The sequence below is a fragment of the Pseudomonas sp. ICMP22404 genome (assembly GCF_006227205.1).
Classification (GTDB): domain Bacteria; phylum Pseudomonadota; class Gammaproteobacteria; order Pseudomonadales; family Pseudomonadaceae; genus Aquipseudomonas.
The window spans coordinates 457,670-482,745 of sequence record NZ_VCNG01000002.1; the positions used below are offsets into that span (position 1 = coordinate 457,670).

Sequence of the window (25,076 nt, forward strand, 5' to 3'; positions counted from 1 at the left end):
GGTCCATTTCAAAGGCTTGAAAACAGTGGGTGTCGGGCTGGCGCCGCGGTGGTCAGGCAGTGACCCCGCGGCGGCTGCGCCACTCACTGGCTTTGGGAGTTCGGTTTGGTCTTGAGCTTGCCCAGCAGTTTGTCCAGGGACTTCTGGTTCAGCGCCTTGGCGAGCGGGAAGTCCGAGGGCATCAGCGCGCCGGCCTGCGGATCGAGGCAGTGCTCGACCAGCGCTTGCAGGTGCTCCAACAGGCGAGCGGGCAAGCGGCTGTCGGCCTCCGGCGTGACGCTGTGCCATTCGACACGCAACACGCCGTCCTCCAGCCACGCCACCACTTCGCGAGCATGGGTCACCCGGTTGGCCGGCGACACGTCCGACGGTGGGGTCAGGCTGCTGGCGCGCAACCAGCCCTCGGGCGTCTGCTCATGTCCGAGGTAGTTGAACAGCACATCGCCATGACTGGCCGGAAGTTCACCCCGTTGACGCAGCAAGCCGTAGCCAAGGCCCTGGCCCGGCACGGCACGCAAGGCTTCCTTGGCGTTGCGCACCTGGTCGCCATGGGCGCCGCTGGCGCTGACGCGCAACGGGAACAGCGTGGTGAACCAGCCAACCGTGCGGCTGACGTCCAGGCCGTCGAAAGGCGCATCGCGGCCATGGCGCTCCAGATCCACGACGATGTCACTGCGATCTTCGGTTTCCGCCAGGGTCGCGGCGAGGGCGGCGATCAGCAGTTCTTCCGGTTGCGTGCGGTACGCTGCGTGGGACTCGGTTAGCCATTGGTGGGTGCGGGTGACCTCCCAACGGGCCGACAGGGTCCGGCGCTCGGCCACGGTGGCAACCGGCGGCCGGTTCACGCTGATCTGAGTGCTCCAGTAGCGCTGTTCGCCCGCTACCTTGGCGGCGTGGGCATGCAGGTGCTCGGCCCACTGGCGGTAGGAGGTGGTTTTCGCCGGCAAGGTGGTTTGTTCGCCGCGCTCCAGTCCTGAATACAGCTGTTGGAAATCCTCCAGCAGCGGCGTCCAGGACACCGCATCCACCACCAGGTGATGAGCCACCAGATACAGGCGCTGCGGTTCACCTTCCAGCAGGGCAGCGGCAAACAGGGGACCGTGTTGCAGGTCCAGGCTTTGTGCGACCTGTAGCAGTTGATCCGGGTGCTCGCAGCAAGTCATTTGCGCCGGCGCTACAGGAGCGATCCGTGCTTGCCACTGTCCGTCGACCTCGGCGAAGCGCAAGCGCAGGGCGTCGTGGTGCGCGACCAAGCGATCCAACACCGCCTGCACGATGGCTGGCTCAAGACGCCGGTCGCTGTCGGCCAGCACGGACTGGTTCCAGTGCGCGGCCTGGGGTTGCTGTTGGTCGAAGAACCACTGGTGCAAAGGCATCAGCGGCATCGTACCGGTCACTTCGCCCTGTTCGGCCTGGGTCAGCAGGGCCGTGGTCACCTGGGCCAGCGCCGCCGGGGTGGGCGAGCGGAACAGGTCCCGTGGCGTCAGCGAGTAGCCGTGTTCGCGCAGGCGTGAGATCAGCTTCAGACCGAGAATCGAATCCCCGCCCAAGGCGAAGAAACTGTCGGTGGTGCCGACCTCGCGGCCGCCGGTCAGACTTTCGCCAAGCAGCTCGCCGAACAACTGGCACAACAGGCTTTCCAGCGCGTTGCGCGGCGCGGCGTAGTCTTTCTGGGTTTGCGGCAAGGGCAGGGCCGCCAGGGCCTTGCGGTCGATCTTGCCGTTGCTGTTGAGCGGCAGCGTCGGGACGTGGACCCACACCGCCGGCACCATGTAGGCCGGCAACTCGGCGGCGAGCAGGGTGTCGAGGCCCGATTGCGCCGCGCTGCTGCTGTAGAACGCCACCAGCCGGTTATCGATGACCAGGGTGCAGGCCCCGGTGATGGCCGGCAGGTTCAGCACCGCGGCGTCGATCTCACCGAGTTCGATACGCTGGCCGCGCAGCTTCACTTGGTGATCCAGACGTCCGAGGTATTCGATGTTGCCATCGGCCAGGAAACGGCAGCGGTCGCCGGTACGGTACAGGCGATCACCGTCGATGAACGGGCTGGCGAGGAAGCGTTCCTCGGTCAGGTCCGGACGCTTGAGGTAACCGCGAGCGACGCCGACACCGCCGATGTACAGCTCACCGATGCTGCCGATGGGCAGCGGTTGCAGGCTTTCGTCGAGGATGTACAGGCGCAGGTTGGCGATGGGTTTGCCGATGGGCACGATCACATCGTCCACCGAGCAGCGCCAGACCGACACGTCGATGGCCGCTTCGGTCGGGCCGTACAGGTTGACCAGTGCTGCCGGGTGTTGGCCCATGAAGCGCCGCACCAGATCCACCGGCAGCGCCTCGCCGCTGGCAAACACCTGGCGCAGGCTGCGGCAGTCGACCAGACTCGGCTCCTCGACAAAGGCGCGGAGCATCGACGGCACGAAGTGCAACGTGGTGACCTGTTCCTGCTGGATCAGCTGGCTGAGGTACGCCGGATCGCGATGACCATCGGGACGCGCGACCACCAGGGTGGCGCCGGTGATCAGCGGCCAGAAGAACTCCCACACCGAGACGTCGAAGCTGTACGGGGTTTTTTGCAGTACGCGGTCGTTCGGACCAATCGGGAACGCGTCCTGCATCCAGTACAGGCGGTTCATCAAGGCGCCGTGTTCGTTCATCACGCCTTTCGGTTGGCCGGTGGAGCCGGAGGTGTAGAGCACGTAGGCCAGGTCGCTGGCCGCGACGCTGATCGGGTCGAACGCCGGTGCCGGGTGCAGGGTGTCGAGGGTCCAGGCCTGATGCGCGCTTGGCAGGCGCGACAGCCACTGGGCCTGGGTCAGGCTGACCTTGGCGTCGGCGTCTTCGATCAGGAAGGCCAGGCGCCCGGCGGGCAGTTCCGGATCCAGCGGCAGCCAGGCGGCGCCGGCATGGACGATGCCGAGCAGGGCGACGACCATGTCCACCGAGCGCTCCATGCACACCGGTACGATGTCATCGGTGCCGATGCCGGCTGCACGCAGGGCCCGGGCGACGGCTTGCGCCCGATTATCCAGCTCGGCGTAGCTCAGGCGTTGGCCTTCGAACACCAGTGCCGGGGCATTGGGGCTGAGGGCCGCTTGTTGGCTGAGGGCGGTGTGCAGGTCGGTAGGGCCGCTGTAGTGACGCTCGGTAGCGTTCCAGCGGTCCAGTTGCTGCTGATCCTGCTGCTGCGGGAACAGCTCGATCAGCGTTCGCCCAGGCGCCGCCACCAACGCATCCAGCAGCGCACACCACTGCGCGCTCCAGCGTTGCATCGTCGACTCGTCGAACAGCGCCGCTTGGTATTCCAGCGCCAGGGTCATGTCGCTGCCGTCGTCCTGGACTTCCCAGCTCTGTTCGAACTTGGCGTCGATCACCGGCAGCGTCTGCTCTTCGACCTCCAGTCCCGGCCATTGGCTGCTGTCCACGCGGCCATAGTTGAGGGAGAACAGCACCTGGAACAGCGGCGTGCGGTTCAGGTCGCGGTGTTGGGCGACGGCGCCGACCAGGGTGGCGAAGGGCAGGTCCGCGTGGGCCTGGGCCGCACGCAGATCGGCTTCGAGACTGGCGAGCAATTGCTCGGCCGGGGCCCGCTGGTCGACTTCGCTGCGGATCACCAGGGTGTTGACCAGGCAGGCCAGCAACGTCTGGGATTGCGGCTGATCGCGCTGGTCTGCCGGAGTGCCGAGACGAATCTCGCGCTGACCGCTGTAACGCGCCAGCAGTGCGCTCAGGGCCGAGGCTAGCACCACGTAAGTGGTGGTGCCGCGCTGACGGGCGAACTGGCGGATCGATTCGGCGCGCTGGGTGCCGAGGTTGACGATCAACTGACGGGCCCGACGATCGGCTTCGGCGCCCCGTGGATGGTCGATGGGCAGGTCGAGCTGGTAGTCGTCCTGGCCCAGGTGGTTTTTCCAGTAATCCAGGCTGTCATTGCGTCGGGCCTGGGTGTCCGGGTGCTGTTGCCACAGGGCGAAGTCGACATAGTCGATCGCCAGCGGCGTCCAGCCCGGCGATTGCCCATCGAGGCCGGCGGCGTAAGCCTGGGTCAGCTCATCGATGAGCAACTGCATGGCCCAGCCGTCGGTGGCGCTGTGGTGCAGGCACACCAGCAACAGGCTTTCGTCGCTGTCCAGGCGTTGCAGCAGGTGCGCCCGCCAAGGCGCGGCGGCGGCCAGGTCGAACGGCGCCATCAACTCGGCTTGGGCCGTGGCGCAGGTCGCGGTCCAATCCTGTGTGGCAACGGCCGTGACCGCGAGCGCTGGCCCGTGGTCGTCGATCAGCAGTTGCGGCTCGCCCTGGACTTCGACAATCCGGCTGCGCAACACCAGGTGGCGTTGGCTGACCAGTTCGAAGGCTTCGCGCAAGACGCGGACCTGCAGCTCGCCGCGCAACGTCAGGGCGAACGGCATGTGGTACTCGCGAGAGTCCGGCACCAGGCGGCTGAGCATCCAGAAGCGCTTCTGCGCCAGCCCCAAGGGCAGTGTCGCCGGACGCGGCTGCACGGTGATTGATTCGTCCGCTGTCGCCACGCCCAGGTAATCGGCGAGGGCCGCGACTGTCGGGCGTTCGAACACCACTGCCAACGGCAGGGAAACCCCCAGGCGTTCACGGACCCGGCTGACCAGTCGGGTCGCCAAGAGGGAATGGCCGCCGAGCTGGAAGAAGTGATCTTCGATGCCCACCGACGCGCATTCCAGCACTTCGCTGAACAACTCGCAGAGCGCGCTTTGCGTGGCAGTGCGCGGCGCGGTGTGCGGCCGGTCGCTGTGGTGTTCCGGCAGCGGGGTCGCGGTCAGGGCCTTGCGGTCGAGTTTGCCGTTGCTGTTCAGGGGCAGGCTGTCGAGCTGGACGAAGAAGCTGGGCAGCATGTGCGAGGGCAGGCTGTTGCTCAATGCGCTACGAATGACTGCCTCGTTTGCGTCACCGCACCAGAAGCTCACCAAGCGTTGGTCCAGCAGCAGGGTCGCGGCATCGCGAACGCCGCTTTGCGCCAGCAGCTCAGCGTCGATTTCGCCAAGTTCGATACGCTGGCCGCGCAGCTTCACCTGGTGATCCAGACGTCCGAGGTATTCGATGTTGCCATCGGCCAGGAAACGGCAGCGGTCACCGGTGCGGTACAGGCGATCCCCGTCGATGAACGGGCTGGCGAGGAAGCGTTCCTCGGTCAGGTCCGGGCGCTTGAGGTAACCGCGAGCGACGCCGACACCACCGATGTACAGCTCACCGATGCTGCCAATAGGCAGCGGTTGCATGTTCTCGTCGAGGATGTACAGGCGCAGGTTGGCGATGGGTTTGCCGATGGGCACGATCACATCGTCCACCGAGCAGCGCCATACCGATACGTCGATGGCCGCTTCGGTCGGACCGTACAGGTTGATCAGCGCCGTCGGGTGTTGGCCCATGAAACGCCGCACCAGATCCACTGGCAGCGCCTCGCCGCTGGCAAACACCTGGCGCAGGCTGCGGCAATCGACCAGGCTCGGCTCCTCGACAAAGGCGCGGAGCATCGACGGTACGAAGTGCAACGTCGTGACTTGTTCTTGCTGGATCAGTTGGCTGAGGTACGCCGGGTCGCGATGACCATCCGGACGGGCTACCACCAGGGTGGCGCCGGTGATCAGCGGCCAGAAGAACTCCCACACCGAGACGTCGAAGCTGTACGGGGTTTTCTGCAGCACGCGGTCGTTCGGACCAATCGGGAACGCGTCCTGCATCCAGTACAGGCGGTTCATCAAGGCGCCGTGTTCGTTCATCACGCCTTTCGGTTGGCCGGTGGAGCCGGAGGTGTAGAGCACGTAGGCCAGGTCGCTGGCCGCGACGCTGATCGGGTCGAACGCCGGAGCCTGGGGCAGGGTGTCGAGGGTCCAGGCCTGATGGCCGGTTGGCAGGCGCGACAACCACTGCGCCTGGGTCAGGCTGACCTTGGCGTCGGCATCTTCGATCAGGAAGGCCAGGCGCCCGGCGGGCAGTTCCGGATCCAGCGGCAGCCACGCGGCGCCGGCATGGACGATGCCGAGCAGGGCGACGACCATGTCCACCGAGCGTTCCATGCACACCGGCACGATGTCATCGGTGCTGATGCCGGCCGCACGCAGGGCCCGGGCAACGGCTTGTGCCCGGTGATCCAGCTCGGCGTAGCTCAGGTGCTGGCCTTCGAACACCAGCGCCGGGGCGTTGGGGCTGAGGGCGGCTTGTTGGCTGAGGGCGGTGTGCAGGTCGGTAGGGCCGCTGTAGTGACGCTCGGTGGCGTTCCACTCGACCAGTTGGCGCTGGCGCTCTGTCGCTGCCAACGGCGACCAGTCCGCGAGGCGGGTCTGTGGTGCATCGAGCATGGCTTCCAGCAGTTGCTGCCATTGCTCCAGCCAACGCCGGGCGGTGGTTTCGCTGAACAGCGCGGCGCGGTATTCCAGCAACACCGACAGCACCTCGCCGTCATACACTTCCCAGTTCAAATCGTACTTGGTGGCCTGGGCGCTCACGGCGCGTTCGCTGACCTGCAACGACGGCCAGTGCGGGCAGGAGGAATCCCCGTTCTGCATGGCGAACAGCACTTGGAACAACGGCGTCTGGCCGAGGCTGCGGGCCGGCTTGAGGTGCTCGACAACCTGGTCGAACGGTACGTCCTGATGCTGCTGGGCGTCCAGTACGCGGTGACGGACCTGACTCAGCAAGCCTTCGAAGTCCAGGCTCGGATCGAGATCGGCGCGCATGACCACGGTATTGACGAAGCAACCGATCAGCGGCTGCAGCTCGGCGAACGGACGTTGGGCCACCGGGCTGCCGACCCGCACGTCGCGCTGGTTGGCGTAGCGACCCAGCAGCAGTTGCGCGGCGCTGAGCATCAGCATGTACAGGGTGGCGCCGCGTTGCTGGGCGAACTGTCGCAGACGTCCGACCAGGGCCGGCGGCAGTTGCAATTGCACCGCACCGGCTGCCGGGGCGAGGTGGTTGGGGCGGCCCTGTTCGGTGGGCAGGTCCAGCAGGTAGTCGCCGTCCTCCAGTTGCCCACGCCAGTATTCCAACTGGCTGCTGAACGCGGTCTGTTGACCCGGCTCGCGCTGCCAGAGGGCGTAGTCGGGGTATTGCAGCACCAGTTCCGGCAGCGTTGCCACGGAGCCCTGGCAATGGGCGCTGTAGCAGCGGCCCAGTTCATCCAGCAGGTTCTGGCTGGAGGCATCGTCGGTGGCGCAGTGGTGCACGGTGAGCAACAGCAAGGCTTGGGCGTGACCGCTGCGTTGCAGCAGGGTGGCGCGGATCGGCACTTGGCTGGCGAGGTCGAAACGGCGTCCGGTTTCTGCGTGGATGGCGTCGTCGCTCAGTTGCTGCCAGTGCGCGTCGCTGGTGGCTTCCAGGGCTGTCGACTGCAAGGTGATGTCGACTTGCGGCTCGATGACCAGCGCCAACTCGCCATCGCTCTCGCGCACGATGCGGCTGCGCAGGATTTCGTGACGTTGCACCACACTGTTCAGGGCCGCTTGCAGGGCCCGGGTGTCGAGCTCACCGTCCAATTGCACGGCGCTGACCACGTTGTATTCGCCACCGCCGGCGCTCAGTTGTTCCAGGAACCACAAGCGTTGTTGTTCGAACGACAACGGCAAGCGCGCCGGACGTGGTGCCGGGACGAAGGTCGCGGCGGACGCTTGCAGCGGATCGCCCAGCAGCGCGGCCAGGGCCTCCAGGGTCGGATGTTCGAACACGGCCCGCAGCGGCGGCACCGTGGCGAACTGTTGGCGCAGACGGGCAAACAACGCCGCTGCCAGCAGCGAATGACCGCCGAGGTAGAAGAAATGGCTGTCGCGACCGATCTGCGTCGACGGCACCTTCAGCAACTCCGACCACAGCGCGGCGAGTTGTCGTTCGGCGCTGCTGCGTGGCGGATCGAGGGCGTCCGGCGCGGCTTGGATGTCCGGCGCCGGCAGGGCCTTGCGATTGAGTTTGCCGTTGTCGGTCAGCGGCAGTTCATCGAGCAGCACAAACGCCGAAGGCACCATGTAGTCGGGCAGGGCGGCGCCGATGGTCTTGCGCCAGGCGTTGACATCGGCCTGCTCGTCACAGGTCACGTAGGCCACCAGGCGCTTCTCGCCGGGCACGTCTTCCCGAGCCAGCACCACGGCCTGGCGGACGCCGGGTTGGGCGCCGATCAGGGTTTCGATTTCCCCCAGTTCGACGCGGAAGCCACGGATCTTCACCTGATGGTCCATGCGCCCGAGGTATTCGAGCTGGCCGTCGGGCAGCCAGCGCACCAGGTCGCCGGATTTGTACATCCGCGCGCCTTCCAGCGGCGAGAAGGGGTCCTCGATGAACACCTTCGCGGTCTGCTCGGCACGGTTGAGGTAGCCCAGGGTCACCCCGGCACCGCCGATGTGCAGTTCGCCCGGAACGCCCACCGGCAGTGGGTTGAGGAACCCGTCGAGAACGTAGGTGCGCACGTTGGCAATCGGCCGTCCGATGATGGGGCGCGCCGGGAAATCATCGACCGCGCAACCGGTGGCATCCACCGTGCACTCGGTCGGGCCGTAGGTGTTGAAGAAGCGGCTGCCGGCAATCGACGGCAGGCGTTGCCACAACTGCGCGTCCACGGCGTCGCCACCGAACAGCACGAAGCGTGGCAGGTACACCTCGCCACGGCGTACGCCGTCGCTTTCGAGCAGGGCCTTGAGTTGCGCCGGGGTGCACTCGAAGGCCTCCAGGCGGGTTTCCTCGAAGAACTGCGCCAGTGCTTGTGGGTCGTAGCGCACGTCTTCCGGAGTCAGGTACAGGCTGTGGCCGTCGAGCAGCAGGATGAGTTCGGCCACCGAGCTGTCGAAGGCGAACGAGTAGTTGAAGCTGGTGCGCATCGGCTGGTCGGTGTAACGGCGGTACAGGCCATGGATCCGCGCCCAGGCCAGGTTGACCACCGAGCCGTTGGTGACCAGGGTGCCCTTGGGCTTACCGGTCGAGCCGGAGGTGTACATGATGTAGGCCAGGTCGTGCGGCCCGGCGAGCGGAGGCAGGTTGTCGTCCGGCTGATCGGCGAACAGCGCCGCGTCGCTGTCCAGGCGCAGGCGTGGCAGGTCCGCGCCCAACTGTTCCAACAGGCCCTGTTGGCCGAGGAACAGCGCCGGTTGCGCGTCTTCGAGCATGTAGGCCAGGCGATCCACCGGGTAGGTCGGGTCCAGCGGCACATAGGCGCCGCCGGCCTTGAGAATCCCCAGCAGGCCGACCAACAGTTCCAGCGAGCGCTCGACACACAGCGCCACCGGACGATTGGCGACCACGCCACGGCTGCGCAGATAGTGCGCCACCTGGTTGGCCCGGCGGTTCAACTCGCCGTAGCTCAGGCGACGGCCCTCGAAGCACAACGCGTCACGCTCGGGGGTGCGCTCGGCCTGTTGTTCGAACAGTTGGGCAAAGGTCAGATGGGTGGGCACCGCCATCTCGGTACGGTTCCATTCCACCACCGTGCGCTGCCATTCCGCGTCCATTAACAGCGGCAGGGCTGCCACCGGGCGTTGCGGTTCGGCGAGCATCTGCTCGAGCAAGTGCTCCAGGCGGGCCAGGGTCTGGCGAGCGCTGTCGGCGACGAACAGGTCCAGGGCGAACATCAGCTCCAGTTGGATCGGTGCATTGGCGGGGCACAGCACGTGCAGATCCAGGTCGCATTCCGAATGCCGCAACGGAGTGTCCAGGGCTTCGAATTCCAGCCCCGGGAAGCGCAACCGCGATTCCATGGCCAGTTGCTGGGCCACCATCACTTGGTACAGCGGTGCGTGGCTGAGGCTGCGGGGCAGTTGCAGGCTATCCACCAGTTGCTCGAAGGGCAGGTCCTGGTGCAGCAGGCCGCTGCGCAGGCGCTCGGCCACCTGTCGCACCAGGGCGGTGAAATCCGCCTGCGGCGCAAAGTCGGCGCGGATCGCCAGGTTGTTCAGCAGAATGCCGAGCAGGCCTTCGGTGCCCGGTTGTTCGCGGTGGGTGACCGGGGTGCCGACCAGCACGGTGGCATCGCCGCTCAGGCGGTGCATCAACACGGCGAAGCCGGCGAACAGCACCGTGAACGGCGTGGTGCCGAGGCGACTGGCGAAGGCTTGCACCCGGCCGCTGAGGTCGGCACTGAGTTCGCGCTGGACGATCCCGGCGCGGTAGCTCTGCATCGACGGCCGTGGATGGTCGGTGGGCAGCGCCAGCAGCGGGCTGCCTTCGCTGTCGCGGCGGTCCAGGGTGCTGGTCCAGTAATCCAGCTGGCGCTTGAGTTCGGCGCCTTGCAGGTGTTCGCGCTGCCAGAGGGCGAAGTCGGCGTATTGCACCGGCAAGGCCGGCAGTTCAGCGGCGGCGCCATTGCAACGGGCTTCATACCCGAGGGCCAGTTCCCGCAGCGCGATAGTGGCTGACCAGGCGTCCGACACCAGGTGATGCAGGGCGATGCCCAGCACGTGCTCTCCCGGTGCCAGGCGCAGCAGGCGGGCGCGAAGCAACGGTGGGCAGGTCAGGTCGAACGGCTGCTCGAAGGTGTCTTGCAGGGCGTTGAACTGTGCGCCTTCGCGGGCGGTGGCGGTCAGGCCGGACAGGTCCTCGAAAGGCAATGCAATATCCAGCGATTCGCTGATGCGTTGGCAAGGCACACCGTCGGTGCTGTGGATGCCGGTGCGCAGGATTTCATGGCGCGCCAGCAGGTCATTCAGGCTGGCATGCAGCGCCTGGACATTGAGTTCACCCTTGAGGTGCAGGGCGAACGGGATGTTGAACAGCGTCGTGCCCGGGGTCAGTTGCTCGATGAACCACAGGCGTTGTTGCGAGAACGACAGCGGCAACAGGGCCGGGCGCGGCTGGGCTTTCGGCGCTTTGAGAGCGACGGCTTGTGGCGCGGCGGCATCGGCCTGGCGGGCGGCGATGCTCACGGCCAGCAAGGCCACGGTGGGCTGTTCGAACAGCGTGCGCAGCGGCAGGTCGAGTTTGAAATGGCTGCGCAGTCGCGCAACGATCTGGGTCGCCAACAACGAATGGCCGCCGAGGGTGAAGAAGTTGTCTTCCACACCCACGGTGTCGCGCCCCAGGACCTCGGCCCAGATCGCCGCCACGGCGGTTTCCAATGGGTTGCGCGGGGCGATACTTTGCTGGGCGTCGGCCTGCCAGTCCAGTTCCCGGGCGGCCAGGGCCTTGCGATCGACCTTGCCGTTGTTGTTCAGCGGCAGGCTGTCCAGGCAGACGAAGGCGGCCGGGACCATGTACGGCGGCAGTTGCGCCCGCAGGTGCTCGCCCAGGCCGTCGCTGCCCAGAGTGTCGTCATGGGCCGACCAGTACGCCACCAGCCAGGCCTCACCGACGCTGTTTTCCCGCAGCAGGACGGCGGCTTCGCGCACGTTCGGGTGTTGCGCGAGGCGGTGTTCGATTTCGGTCAGTTCGATCCGGTGGCCACGCAGTTTCACCTGCTGGTCGCGGCGGCCGAGGTATTCGATCACCCCGTCTGCGCGCCAGCGTCCCAAGTCACCGGTGCGGTACACGCGGCCTTCAAGTTGCGGATGTTCGATGAACGCATCAGCAGTGCGCTGCGGATCATGCAGGTAGCCACGGCCGACCCCGACGCCACCGACACAGATTTCCCCAGCGACACCCACGGGCACCGGACGCAGGGCTTCGTCCAGCACATACAGGCGGTTATTGGCGGTCGGCTGGCCGATGGGCATGTGGCTGATGTAAGCGGCCGGGGCTTCGAAGATCGGCTGGAACGCTACGTCGTCGGCGCATTCGGCCGGCCCGTAGGCATTCATCAAGGCGATGTCGGGGAAGCGCGCGAACCAGTCCCGGGCCACGGTGGGCGGCAGGGCTTCACCGGTGGGCAGCACCCAGCGCAGGTCCGGCAGTTGCAGGTCGCACGGGCACAGGGCGAGCAGGGTGCGCATCAGGCTCGGGACGATTTCCAGCACGCTCAGGCGTTCGCTGGCGAGTACCTGCAGCAGGCGCTGCGGGTCGTGGGCGACTTCGTCCGGGAGGATGTGCACGGTGGCACCGAGCACCGGCGCGGCGAGGAACTGCCACACGGAAATGTCGAACGCCACCGAAGCGGTCTGCGGAATCCGGTCTTCGGCGCCGAGCCCCAGGGCCGGGACCTTGCCGAAGATGTTATTGAGCATGCCCCGTTGTTCGATCATCACGCCCTTCGGCGTACCGGTCGAACCCGAGGTGAAGAGAACGTAGGCGAGGCTGTCCGGACGGCCGAGAACAGGTAGTGGCGAGTCGTTGCCAGTCTTCCAGCAGGCTTCGGCGAACAGCGCCACTGGGGCCTGCTCCAGACCGCTGAGCAACGGATCGAGCAGGACGCTGCAACCTTCGCTGGCGACCAACAACGGCGCGCGGGACAGGCTGAGGATCTCCCGCAGGCGTTCAGGCGGATGATTGACTTCCAGGGGCAGCATGGCCGCGCCGGTCTTGAACACGGCAATCATCATGGTCAACAGCGCCAGGCCACGGGGGGCGGCCAGGGCGACCAGTTGATCTTCGCCGGCGCCGGCCTCGCGCAAGGCGTGGGCCAGTCGTGTGGAGCGCTGGTCCAGCTCGGCGTAGGTCAGGGACTCGCCGTCACAGAGGGCGGCGACCTGCCCGCCGCGTTGGGCGACCTGGTGGGCAAACAACTGCGCGTAGCTCTGATCCAGCGGGAAATCATGGGGATTGACCGCCCAATCGCCCAACAGTTGTTGGCGCTCCTCGACGGCCAGCAAATCAAAATGACTCAACGGCGCATCCGGCGCTGCCAGCATGCCCGCTACGAGGCTGGCGATATGGCCCAGCAGGCGCTCGACGGTGGCGGCTTCGAAGCGTTCGCGGTCATAGGACACGCGAATGCCCAGTTGTTCGCCGGGCAGGATCACCACGGTCAAGCCGTAGTGGGTGTGCACGCTGTGGTCCATGCCTTCGAGGCTGAACTGGAAACCACCTTCGAGAATTTGCTCATCGATGGGGGCGTTTTCGAACACCAGGATGCTGTCGAACAGGGTTTCGCCACGAGGGAAATCGCTCCAGCCCTGGATATCCGTCAGGGGCGTGTGTTCAAAGTCGCGCATGTCGACGTTGAGCCCTTGCAGATCACCCAGCCAACTGCCGAGGGAGGCGTCCGGGTCCACCGACACCCGCAGCGGCAAGGTATTGATGAACAGTCCGATCATTTCCGCAACGCCGGTCAGGTCCGCCGGACGACCGGCCACGGTGACGCCGAAGACCACGTCCCGTTGGCCGCTGTAGCGCGACAGCAACAATGACCAGACGCCCTGGAAAAAGGTGTTCGGGGTGATCCGACGGCTACGGCAGAACGCCGCCAGCGCCTGGGTTTGCTGTTCGCTCAGGTGAATCAACTGATCGTCCACCAGCACCGCGTCGGTGTAGCGATCATGGGCCACGCCGTTGTCCACGGTCAGCGGCGTCGGCGCATTGAGGCCTTGCAGTTGGCCGCGCCAGAATTGCTCGGCCTTGCCCGCGTCCTGGCGTTGCAGCCACTGGATGTAGTCGCGAAACGGCCGTGGGCTTTTCAGCTCCGGAGTCCGGTCGTTGCACAGCGCCTCGTAGACCTTGAGGAAGTCCACCGTCACCAGGGAAATGCACCAGGCATCCATCAGGATATGATGGAAGCTGCGAATGAATTCGTAGGACTCATCGGCCAGGCGCACCAGCCGAAAGCGGATCAGCGGTGGCTTCGACAGGTTGAAGCCGACTTTCTGTTCGTCTTCCAGCAGGCTGCGGATGCGCGCTTCCTGCTCGTGGGCGGCGAGCCCGCGCAGGTCGAGGGTGTCCAGCGGAACCTTGACCTCGCGGTGGATCACCTGCACCGGTTGCTTCTGGCTTTTCCATTGGAAGCTGGCGCGCAGGGAAGGGTGTAGCGCCACCACCTGGCGCCATGATTCCAGGAAGGCCACTTCATCGATGGCCCCGCCGATGCGGTAGCGGTCCTGCATCAGATAGACACCGGAGTCTTCGTGGAGCAGGGAGTGGAAGAGCATCCCTTGCTGCAACGGCGACAGCGGGTAAACGTCTTCGATTGGATTGCCGGTGGTTTTTTCGGTGGTCATTGAAAGCGTCCTGCGTAAAAGGGGGCAACGGTGATGGCCTGGCGACGGGAGGAGCGACTCACAGGTCGGCCTCGTCCAGTTCGGCCATCAGCGCTTGCATTTCGTCGTCGGACAGGCCCGAGGCGCTGAACTCGGCACTGTCTGCCAGCGGGGCGGCGGATTCGGCCAGTGGTTGCGCGACCTCGGCCATGGCGGCGATGGTCTGGCGTTCGAAGACTTGTTTGGCCGAGAGCGCGATTCCTTGCTCATGGGCCTGGGCCACCACTTGCAGGCTCAGGATCGAGTCACCGCCGATGGCGAAGAAGTTGTCGGTGACGCTCACGTTCGCCAGCTTCAGGACCTTGGCGACGATGGCTTGCAAAGTGGTTTCCATGGCGTTGCGCGGCGCGACGTGGGTGCTTTCGTCGAACTGATCCGGGTCGGGCAACTGACGGGTGTCGAGTTTGCCGTTGGGGGTGCGTGGGAACGTCGCCAGGGTCAGCACCTGGGCCGGAACCATGTACGACGGCAGACGCTCACCGAGGAAACGCTTGATCGCTTCCGAGTCCGGTGCATAGCCATGTGCGGCCAGGACGTAGGCGAGCAGGCGTTTGCCGGCAGCATGCTCCTGCACGATCACCGCGGCTTCGCGCACGTCGCTATGGCTGCACAGTTGCCGTTCGATTTCCCCGAGTTCGATGCGATAGCCGCGCACTTTGACCTGGTGGTCCTTGCGTCCGAGGAACGCCAGGCGCCCGTCGGCCAGCCAGCAGGCCAGGTCACCGGTACGGTAGGCGCGAGTACCGTCGGCCAGGGTGACGAAGGCTTTGGCGGTTTCTTCCGGTTTGTTGCGGTAGCCCCGCGCCAGGGTCGGGCCGGCGAGGACGATCTCACCCGGTTCACCGATGCCGCAGGCCTGGTCGAACTCGTTCAGCAGGCGCAGGTCCATGCCGGCAATCGGACGGCCGATGCTGACGCTGCGGCTCGGCTCCAGTACCTCATGACTGGCCCAGACCGTGGCTTCGGTAGGGCCGTATTCGTTCACCAGGCGGGCGTGAGGCAGGGTCTTGCTGTGTTGGGCGACCAGGGCCGGCGGGCAAGCTTCACCGGCGACGATCCAGCACTCGAGGCTGTCGGCGCTGGCGCTGCGTTGCAATTGGTCGAGCAGGGCCTGATACAGCGATGGCAGCGACAGGCCGTGACTGACCTTGTGCTGGGCAACCAGCTGCGCCAGGCGCGCCATCTCCAGTTCTTCCCCAGGCGCCGGCAGCACCAGTCGGCCACCTTGAGCCAAGGTCCAGAAGATCCCGGCGACCGAGCTGTCGAAGGCAAACGAGGACAACAGCAGGTAAGCGCGCACGGGCGTTTCATAGGCAGCCATGCGCACCTGGGTCGAGAAACTCAGGGCGCCGTGGCTGATTTCCACGGCTTTCGGTGCGCCGGTGGAGCCCGAGGTGTAGATCAGGTAGGCGAGGGCGTTCGCGTCAGGCAGGGGCAGCGGCGGCAGGTCGCTCGTGTCGTGCCCGCTCAAGTCATCCAGCACGAAACGTTGCAGGGTCGCCGGCAGGCTGTCGGCCAATTCGGCACTGACCACGATGTGGGCGATGCCGCTGTCGGCCAGCATGTAGGCACGTCGATCGGCCGGATAGGTCGGGTCGATCGGCACATAGGCGCCACCGGCTTTCAACACCGCGAGCATGGCGACGATGGCGGCGTTGCTGCGGGGGAACAGAATGCCGACGGGCACGTCGCGGCCGATGCCGGCGGCCACCAGTTGATGGGCCAGACGGGTGGCGCAGGCGTCGAGGCGGGCATAGCTCAGGTCGCCGTCGGTGTCGCTGAGGGCGATGGCGTCCGGTTGCTGACGAACCTGACGGGCAATCAGGTCCACCAGGGTCAGCGGCTCGATGGATGGCGAGCTTGGCGTGTTCGCGATAATCGTCGATTGCAACGGTCCGCCGAGGGGCAGGTGGGACCAGGCCTGTTGCGGTTCGGCCAGGGCGCCTTGCAGCAATTGCAGCCATTGTTCGCCAAGGCTGCGTGCGGCTTCGGCGCTCAGGGTGTGGCGATCGTAAATCACGCTGGCGTGCAGGCTGTCCGGCAATTGGCGGACATTCAGGCAGGCTTTCACCGGGCCCATCAGCGCGTCGGCATAGCGTTCCCGGATATCGCCCGAACGCCAGGCGAAGGCGTAGCCCGCAGTGAGGTCCCGGGTGTAATAGTCTTGCCAGCCGGTGCTGCGTTCCACCGAGGCAGCCAGTTGTTGGCTCTGCTGGAGCAGGGTGGCCTGGGCATCCAGGTCGATGTTCAGGGGCAGGCACTGTTCGAACACGCCGAGGACGTTGTCCAGTTCGGCGCCACGGCTTTCGTGGATCAGGGTCAGCGGGACCTGTTGCTGACCGGCCAACCGGCCGAGTACCGCCGCCCAGGCGGCCAGCATCAACGCCGAGGTCAGGGCCGGGTGACGGGCAAGGTCGGCGGGGAGTGCCAGTGCCTGCCGGGCAGGGGCGAAGCCGGCACCGCTGGGCGCTTCAAGGGACAGCTGCAAAGTGGGCTGCTCGACCTCGCCCAAGGCTTTCCAGAAGCTCACGCCTGGATGGTCGGGTTCGTCTTCCACCAGGTTCCAGCGCCATTCGGCGTAGTCGGCGTATTGCAGGGCCTCGGACAGATCCGCCGGGGTATCTTGCAGCAAGGCGTCGGCCAGCAGCCTGAGGCTGGCGAGGTCGAAATGGCTGCCCGCGCCAGCCAGGTCCAGCACCGATGCGTCATCCGCCAGGCGCACCAGGGTCACGGCCAGCGGCGCGGTCCAGTCCCGGGAGTGTGAAACGAGGCGCGCCAGTTCGGCATCCTGGTCGGCGCTGTTGTGCTGGCGCAGATCCAGCTGGGCCACCGTCAGTGTGCCGGTCTCGTCGATGACCTGCACCGGATGACGCAGGCCGGGTACCGGCATCAGGCGAGTCCGCAGGATTTCACTGGCAGCCAGCAACGCTTGCAGGCGGCTGTTCAGCGCTTCTACATCGGTCGGGCCGGACAGCGACCATTGCAAGTGACAACCGAACGGGTGCTCGGCAGCGCCCTTGATGTGGGGATACAGCGCTGCCTGTTGCGGCGAAATACGAAAACCTTGAAGTCCGCTCATGTTCAACTCGACTGGAAAATGGGGTTTGATCTGGGGGCAGCGCCGGCGCCGGGGCTTACGGACTGACCGTCACGCAAGCCGCTGGCGAGCGACGGGTGCCGCCGTTGAAAGTCAAAGGGTCACGTCGCTCGACAGCAGGGCTTCAGCCATGCCGGTCATGATTGCGCGCCTGCCGGTAAAGGGTTCGCGTCCGTGGACCGCGAGCATGTTGTCGATGAACAACACATCGCCCTGTTGCCAACTGAAGCGCACCAGCGAGTCGAGGTAGGCCGCTCGCAGCGACTCCAGGACCTGCGGTTCGATGGGTTCGCCGTCGCCATAAAAGGTGTTGGTGGGCAGGTCAAGGTCGGTGAAGTTGCTCTGCAGCGAATCGCGGATGTGCGGCGGCAGGGTGCTGATGTGGAAGAAGGTGGCATGGTTGAACCAGACCTCTTCACCCGTGCGCGGATGGCGCACCACGGCAGGTCCACGTTGGCGGGTGCGCAGGCGATTGTTGTCTTTCCATTCCACTTCGATGCCGACGCTGGCGCAGTAGCTTTCGACGTCGCTACGGTCTTCGGACTGGAACACGCTCTGCCACGGCAGGCCGAAACCATCGCCATAGTTGCGCACGTACATCACGCCTTTTTCCCGGAAGCGTGCTTCGATCTCCGGGCTGATGGCGGCCTTGACCGCACGGGTCGAGCCAATCGGGGTTTCGCCACCGGTCTCGGAGGGAAGCTGGCAATAGAAGAACAGTCGCAGCGGGAAACGCGGCGAATAGGAGTGTTCGTTATGGGGGAAGATCATCTGGTCGGCCGGGTAGTCGGTCGAGGTGTAGATGTTGCCGCCGACCCGGGTCCTGGGCGAAGCACGGAACATGTATTCCAGGGCGCCGGGGGAGAGGGTGGCGATCACCTGGTCGAACTGCTCGACGGACGCCACGTTGAACCCGCGAAACAGCAGGGCACCGTATTGCAGCAGTTTTTTCTCCAGGGACTCGCGTTCGCCAGCGGCCCAGGCCACCAGATCGACGCCACTCACCGCCGGCTCGATCACCAGTGGCAGGGCGTGGTCGGGGCTGAGCAGGCGTTCGGTGACCAGTTGCTGTTCCGAGACGTTCATGGCTTTGCGGCGCACGGCGCCAAGGGCGCGGGGCGATGGGGGCAGGGTAGACATAACGGCATCCGACTCGGTTAAAGGGACATTGAGCGACGTTTGGCTTGCAGCATCTGGCTGCGACCGGCCAGCGTCCGGGCCTGTTGCCGCTCGCGCTGGAAGGCCAGGTCCCAGGTATCGATGCGCTCGGCCAGGGCCGGCAGCGGCTCGTCCAGCAACTGGTGCGTTTCTTCCAGCAGGCGCGTCCACAGGTGTTGCAGGCGCAAGGCGCGGTCCTGGTCGAAATATTCGCCGCGATACTTGAGCGTCGCGTCGAGCCCTTCGGTGCCGTGCACCAGGTCGAGCACCAGGTGGAAATCTCCCGGAGCCTGTGCCACCTCCAGGGTCTGCAGGTGCGCGCCGGCGATGGCGGTCGGCGTGACTCGTGACGGCTGATAGTTGAGCTTTACCTGGAACAATGGCGAGTGACCGGGCAGGCGCTGCGGCGCCAGGGCCGACACCACCAGGTCGAAAGGCAGGCCCTGGTGGGCATAGGCCAGGCGCGCCTCATCGCGAACACGCTCCAGGAAACCGGCCAGGGTCGGTTCACCCTGCAGGTTGCAGCGCAACGTCAGCTGGTTGACGAAGAAACCGATGACGTCATTGTGCTCCGCCAGTGGACGGCCGCTGACGTCAGTGCCCAACAGGAATCGTTGTTGGCCGCCCAGTTGCTTGAGCACCAGTTGATAGCTGGCCAGCAACAGCATGAACAAGGTCATGCCGCGTTCTCGGGCCAGCGTCGAAAGTGGCTCGCAGAGGGCCTGGGGCACCTTGAAGTCCAGGCTGTGTTCGCCCGGGGGCTGGCCACTGCCGCCCAGTTCGAGGGTCTGTGGCAGACCGGCCAGATGCTCACGCCAGAAGTCCTGCTCGGTGACGATCCGCTGTTCGCTCCAGTGCGCCGCTTCCCACTGGGCGAAATCGAGGTACTGCACCGGCCATTCAGCGCCTGCCGAGCCAGCCAGTTCCGCCAGCAGCACTTGCGCCGAGCGACCGTCAAAGGCGATGTGGTGTACGGTCAGCAGCAGGTGGTGCTGGTCTGCTTGGCTCAGTAACTGCGCCCGCAGCAGGGGACCGTTGACCAGATCCACCGGCGTGGCGTGTTCGCTCGCCAGGTAGTCGTGCAGCGCTTGCTGTTCGGTCTGTCCGTGCCAGTTCAACGGCACAGGCGTGGCGGGGAGAACCTGTTGCTGCGGGCCGTCCACACCGTCGCGATAGACCGTGCGCAGCACGCTGTGACGGCTGACGAGGCTGTTCAAGCGCTCGGCCAACCCCTCGACGTCCAATGGACCTTGCAGGCGCAGGTGCAGCACCAGATTGTGGCGGGTGTCGTCCGGGTTCATCTGGCGCAGGAACCACAGCCGGCGTTGGGCGAAGGACTGGCGAGTTTCGCTGCCATCCGTACGTTCGGCCGACGGAGTGAGCGCCGCTGATGGTGCACTGAGGAACGCCAGCAGATCTTGCGCCCAGTGCGCCAGCGTCTGTTCGCCGAACAGGCTCTGAGTATCGAGGTTCCAGCCCAGGTCTCTGTGCAGGCGAGCGGCGAAATCGGCGACGCCGATGGAGTCCAGGCCTTGGCCGATCAGACTCCGTTCGAAGTCTGGAAGCAGATACGGATTCACCCCGTGCAAGGTCTGCTGGAGCCATTGCCGGCAAGCGGCCTGGGCGTCTTGCGCCGAAGCCTGCACAAGACCTCTGAGTTGGCCGAGTTCCAGGGTTTCGCCGCTGGAAGCGAGCTGCCCGCCGCTCTGGGCGATGATGCTCAGCGTACCCGCCGCCAGTTGCTTGCGCGCACCTTGGCGGGCGATTTTGCCACTGGTGGTCATCGGGATGGTGCCGGCTTCCACCAGCACAATCTGGTCGATGCCGCAGTCGGCGGCTTCGCGCACGGCGTTCTGCATCGAGGCGAACAGCGCCGGGTGCCGCGCCGGGTCGACGAACTTGCGCTGCGGCTCGGCGACGATCACCAGTTTCTCCCGGCCCAGGGTCGGGTCCATTTCCGAGAACGCGGCGATGCGCCCGGTGCGGATGCCCGGTTCGGCATCGGTGATGGCGAACTCGATGTCGTGGGGGTACAGGTTGCGTCCGTTGAGAATCAGCAAGTCCTTGAGCCGCCCGCAGATCACCACCTGGCCCTCGTGCATGAAACCCAGGTCGCCGGAGCGCAGGTAATGGTCGGTCGAGCCGACAATGCGCGCTTCAAAGGCTTCGCGGGTGGCCTCGGGGTTTTTCCAATAGGACTCGGCGTTGCTCGGCCCCTTCAGCCACACTTCACCGATGCGATCGGCAGCGCAGCGCTCATGGGTTTGCGGGTCGACGATGGCAATGCTGTGCAAAGCCTGGGGGAAGCCACAGGCGACGAATTCGACGGCGGCGGCACCGGCGGCCGCCAGGGCCACGCGACCAGTTTCCAACACCGCTTTGTCCAGGCGCAGCGTCACCGGCAAGGCGTCTTCCGGCGTAGCGCTGACACACAGAGTCGCTTCGGCCTGGCCGTAACCGGGGCTGATCGCCAACGGGTTGAGGCCACAGGCGGCAAAGCGCTGGGCGAAGGTTTCCAGGGTGCCGGGGTGGATCGGCTCGGCGCCGTTGATGGCGTGTTTCCAGGCGCTCAGGTCCAGTTGGGCGATCAGGTTGTCGCTGACCACCCGATTGCACAGGGCATAGGCGAAATTCGGCGCGAAACTGACGGTGCCGCGGTAGCGACTCAATGCCTGCAACCAGGTCGACGGTGCGTTGACGAAGGTTTGCGAAGCCATCAAGTAGCAGGGCATACCGCTGTAGATCGGCGCCAGCAGGCCACCGATCAGGCCCATGTCGTGGTATAGCGGCAGCCAGTTGACCATGGCGCCGTGCTCATCGAAACCATAGGCCTGGCGCATCAGCTCGACGTTGGCGATCAGGTTGCGCTGACGCACCTCGACGCCCTTGGGCGAGCCGGTGGAGCCGGAGGTGTATTGCAGGAAGGCCACGGTCGAACCGTCGATGGCCGGGCGTTGCCATTGGCTGGGCGGTGGTGTGCCCAGGTGCTGGACGGTGAGCACGTCGACACGGCTCTCCACCAGTTCCAACAAGCCTTCGCAGTGATCTGCCGGGGCGAGAATCAGTGCCGGCTCAGCGTCCACCACCACGTTGCGCACGCGTTCGAGGTGCCGCGGTTTGCGCGACGGCGGCGGAAACAACGGCACGGCGATCATGCCGGCATACAGGCAGGCACAGAACGCCCGGGCATAGTCGAGGCTGCTGGGCAGCATCAACAGCACGCGATCGCCCGGCGCATAGCGCGACTGCAACGCGGCCGCCAGGGACTGGGACTGCTCGTGTAACTGGGAGAAGGTCAGGGTTTCGCCGATCGTGACGCCGTCCGGCAAAAAGTGCAGGGCAGCACGTTCTGGAAAGCGCCGGGAATTGGTTTCCAGCACTTCGATCCACTGTTCGAATGAAGACATTGTGCAATTCACGCCATGGCCACGATGACCTTGCGGTCACCGGTGTAAGGATTGCGACCGTGTGCGACCAGTCGGTTATCGAGCATCAGCACGTCGCCGGGCTGCCAGGGGAAGCTGACGGCGGTCTGGCGGTAGACCTCGCGCACGCGGTCGAGCATCTCGTCGGGGATGGCCGAGCCGTCGCCGAAATACACATGGCGCGGCAGGTTCTCTTCACCCACGGCGGCCAGGAGGCTGGCGCGTACGCTCGGTTCGATGGCCGACACATGGAACAAGTGAGCCTGGTTGAACCAGACCCACTCGCCGGTCTCGGGATGCTGCTGCACCGCCGCGCAACGCTGACGGGTGCGCAGGTCACCGTCGGCTTTCCATTCCCACTCGATGTCGTTGTCCTGGCAGTAGCGTTCGACCTGGGCCCGGTCCTCGGTGTTGAAGACTTTCTGCCAGGGCAGGTCCAGGGCGCCGCTGTAGTTGCGCACGTAAAGCAGCTCGCGGCTGGCGAACAGCTCGCGGATCTCGGTGGGCATGCGCTGGTAGATCAGGCGACTGTCGGCAATCGGCGTCTCGCCGCCGGTTTCACTGGCCTTGATGCAGTGGAACCAGATGCGCGAAGGCCAGGGTCGGGTATAGGCCTGCTCGTTGTGCAGGGGGATGAACTGATGGGCCGGGTATTCCGTGGAGCTGTACACCCCGGCGAAGACTTTACTGCGCGGCGTGGAGCCGAATTCGTAGCTGGCCAGGGGGGCACCGAAGCTGGCGGCGAAGCGCTTAAAGTCGATCGGGGTCGCCACGTTGAAGCCGCGAAGCAAGACCCCGCCCACGGTGTTCAGCACATGGGGCAGGATGTCGCGCAGCGAGGCGTCCAAATCGTGAATCGACTGCCCAGGCGTCGCCTGCACCAACACGGGCAACGAGTGTTCACCGCCGTCCGTGGAAGTCATTGAAAAAGGCTCGGAACGCCTGTCCAGGTGTTCGATTGAGGTCATCCTTGCACATCCTCTTCTATCTTTTTCGACCCGTTACGAGACCTGAAGATGGCGCGCCAGGCGCCTCTGTAGGACTCGTCTGTAGTGTTTTGGATCTAATACAGGACGACATACTAGGTACAAATGAGAGAGATTATCAATACTATTTATTTAATTTTTTTTTTGGATTAGACTCCGCTCCGCTGGCGCCAAACAGCGTTCGGCCAGCTCAAAAAAACCAAAAATATCTGTCGCAGGGGTGCGGGGCTTGAATTTCAAAAAGAATACAATTGCGTTGGCTGTGGGGTCGGCAATCGGCCTCGGCAACTGTGCATGGGCAGCGGAAGAGTCCACTGCCGTGGAGATCGCTCCGATCACTGTGACGGGTGAGAAAATCAACCGTACCCTGGAGCAGACTCAGTCCAGCGTTGTAGTGGTCACCGAAGAGAAGCTGCGTGAGCATGCTGATAAGGACCTGGTGGATGTGTTTGCGCGCACGCCGGGTGTCTATAGTCAGGCCGGCAACGAAAACTGGGGTATTCGTGGCGTGCCGGTGTCCGGCTTTGACGACCAGGGGCCGGCAGCCCTCAACGGTGCGGTCTCCGTGTATGTCGACGGTGCCGTACAGCCGAACCGTGCGTTGACCTTGAGCCCGGTTCCGCTCTGGGACGCGGAGCAGGTCGAAGTGTTCCTCGGTCCGCAATCCACTACCCAGGGCCGTAACTCCCTGGCCGGGGCGGTGGTGATCGAGACGAAGAAACCGACGTTCGAGCCCAGCTTCTCGGCGCAGACCAGCATGGGGAATTATGGTGAGCATGGGGCGGCCGTCGCAGGTGGTGGCGCTATCGTCGATGACAAGATCGCCGGCCGGATTGCCGTGGACTATACCGACGGCGACGGCTACATCCGCAACACCACGCTGGATAAGGATGCCAACCCGCATCGCACCAGCAACAGCCGCGGCAAATTGCTGATCCTGCCCAATGACGACACTGACGTCCTGTTGACCTACGCCCATAGCGAACACCGCCAGGGTGACCGCTCGACGATGCGCGGCGCCGATGGAAAGCCCAGCTATTACGATATCGCGTCCAACACCGAGGCCTACGACAACCTCAAGCAGGACACCCTCAGCGCCAAGGTGGATTATCGTCTGAACGATGCCTGGTCGCTGACGAGCATGACCGCCAATACCAGCTCGGACTACAGCAACCGCCTGGACTTTGACCAGACCGCCGTGGACAACGAGGTCGTTCTGCGCAAGCAGGACGGTAACCTGTTCAGCCAGGAGCTGCGCCTGAACTACGCGTCGGACACCGTGAAGAGTTTCGTCGGTGCCTACTACGGTCACAACACCAACAAATTCCATGATCGGCTGTTGTTCGATAACGTCCTGGCTCGCACCGTCAAAGGTGATACCAAGATTGATAACCAGGCGGTCTTCGGTGAAGTCAACTGGACGTTCGTGCCGCGCTGGACATTGATCACCGGCCTGCGGTACGACCACGAAACGAACGATACCGACATCGAGGCAGACGGCCGCTTCGTTCCCGAGAAAATCAAAAAATCGTTTGATGCCGTGCTGCCGAAACTCGGCATCGACTACGAACTGGCAACGGACCAGTACCTCGGCTTCATGGTGCAGAAGGGCTATCGCGGTGGTGGCGTCAACCTGCGTTCCGGTAGCGGTCACCAGGCCTACGACCCGGAATACACCACCAACTACGAGCTGTCCTATCGCGGTTCATTCTTCGACAAGACCCTGCGCACCCGCGCCAACCTGTACTACACCGACTGGAAAGACCAGCAGGTCAGCGTGCGGCAGCCTGGCAGTACCGTCATTGACATCTATAACGCCGGTCGCAGTGACATCAAGGGCCTTGAGGTCTTCGTCGAGAAAGACATCACCGATCAACTGACCCTGAACTTCGGTGGCGCAATCACCGATAGCAAGTACAAGGACTTTGTCGCTGACAATGGCCAGGACAGGAGCGGCGAGTCGTTCCTTTATTCGCCCAAATACAAGGCTTCGGTGGGTGGTGTCTATCGCTTCGACGATCGCCTGATGTTTGGCACCGATATCGTCTATCAGAGCACCGCGCCGTCGGAATACGAGTTCGACTCGAATGGCAAGGTCAGTGGCGAGCGCAAGAGCGATGCCTATGTACTGGTGAACTTCAACACCGAGTACAAAATCACCAAGAATGTTGCTGTGTCCGCCTACGTCAAGAACGCGTTCGACAAGGAATACATCACCAACAACCGTGACGACGACATCATCGACGTCGGCGCACCACGCACGTTGGGCATGATCCTGCGTTACGACATGTAAGCCCAGGGGCGCGGGAAGGCAATCTTCCCGCGCCCGGCTTGCAGC

Annotated in this window: 6 protein-coding genes; 1 reads left to right on the plus strand and 5 read right to left on the minus strand. The window is 64.8% G+C overall.

All coding sequences use genetic code 11. The features are described 5' to 3' along the window. Window positions 1-83: 83 nt before the first annotated feature. The 5 genes from FGE05_RS05780 to FGE05_RS05800 all read right to left on the minus strand — a co-directional run bounded on the left by FGE05_RS05780 (window position 84) and on the right by FGE05_RS05800 (window position 22,720). Window positions 84-14,033, minus strand: a complete 13,950-nt coding sequence (locus FGE05_RS05780; protein WP_139642328.1) for a non-ribosomal peptide synthase/polyketide synthase — start codon at window positions 14,031-14,033, stop codon at window positions 84-86. Window positions 14,034-14,091: 58 nt separating this feature from the next. Continuing rightward, window positions 14,092-17,151, minus strand: a complete 3,060-nt coding sequence (locus FGE05_RS05785) for an amino acid adenylation domain-containing protein (RefSeq protein ID WP_139642330.1) — start codon at window positions 17,149-17,151, stop codon at window positions 14,092-14,094. A gap of 111 nt (window positions 17,152-17,262) precedes the next feature. Then, entirely contained in the window at window positions 17,263-18,309 is a 1,047-nt protein-coding gene (locus tag FGE05_RS05790) for a TauD/TfdA family dioxygenase (RefSeq protein ID WP_139642333.1), read from the minus strand. Window positions 18,310-18,326: 17 nt separating this feature from the next. Further along, a complete protein-coding gene (locus tag FGE05_RS05795) occupies window positions 18,327-21,734 on the minus strand; it encodes a condensation domain-containing protein (protein WP_139642336.1) in 3,408 nt (1,135 codons plus the stop codon). An 8-nt stretch (window positions 21,735-21,742) separates the two neighbouring features. Then, entirely contained in the window at window positions 21,743-22,720 is a 978-nt protein-coding gene (locus FGE05_RS05800) for a TauD/TfdA family dioxygenase (protein ID WP_139642338.1), read from the minus strand. 247 nt (window positions 22,721-22,967) lie between these two features. On the opposite strand from FGE05_RS05800, the gene FGE05_RS05805 reads away from it, so the two are divergent. After that, the gene (locus tag FGE05_RS05805; protein ID WP_139642340.1) at window positions 22,968-25,031 is read left to right on the plus strand and encodes a TonB-dependent receptor; all 2,064 of its coding nucleotides are present in this window, start codon (window positions 22,968-22,970) and stop codon (window positions 25,029-25,031) included. Window positions 25,032-25,076: the final 45 nt, after the last annotated feature.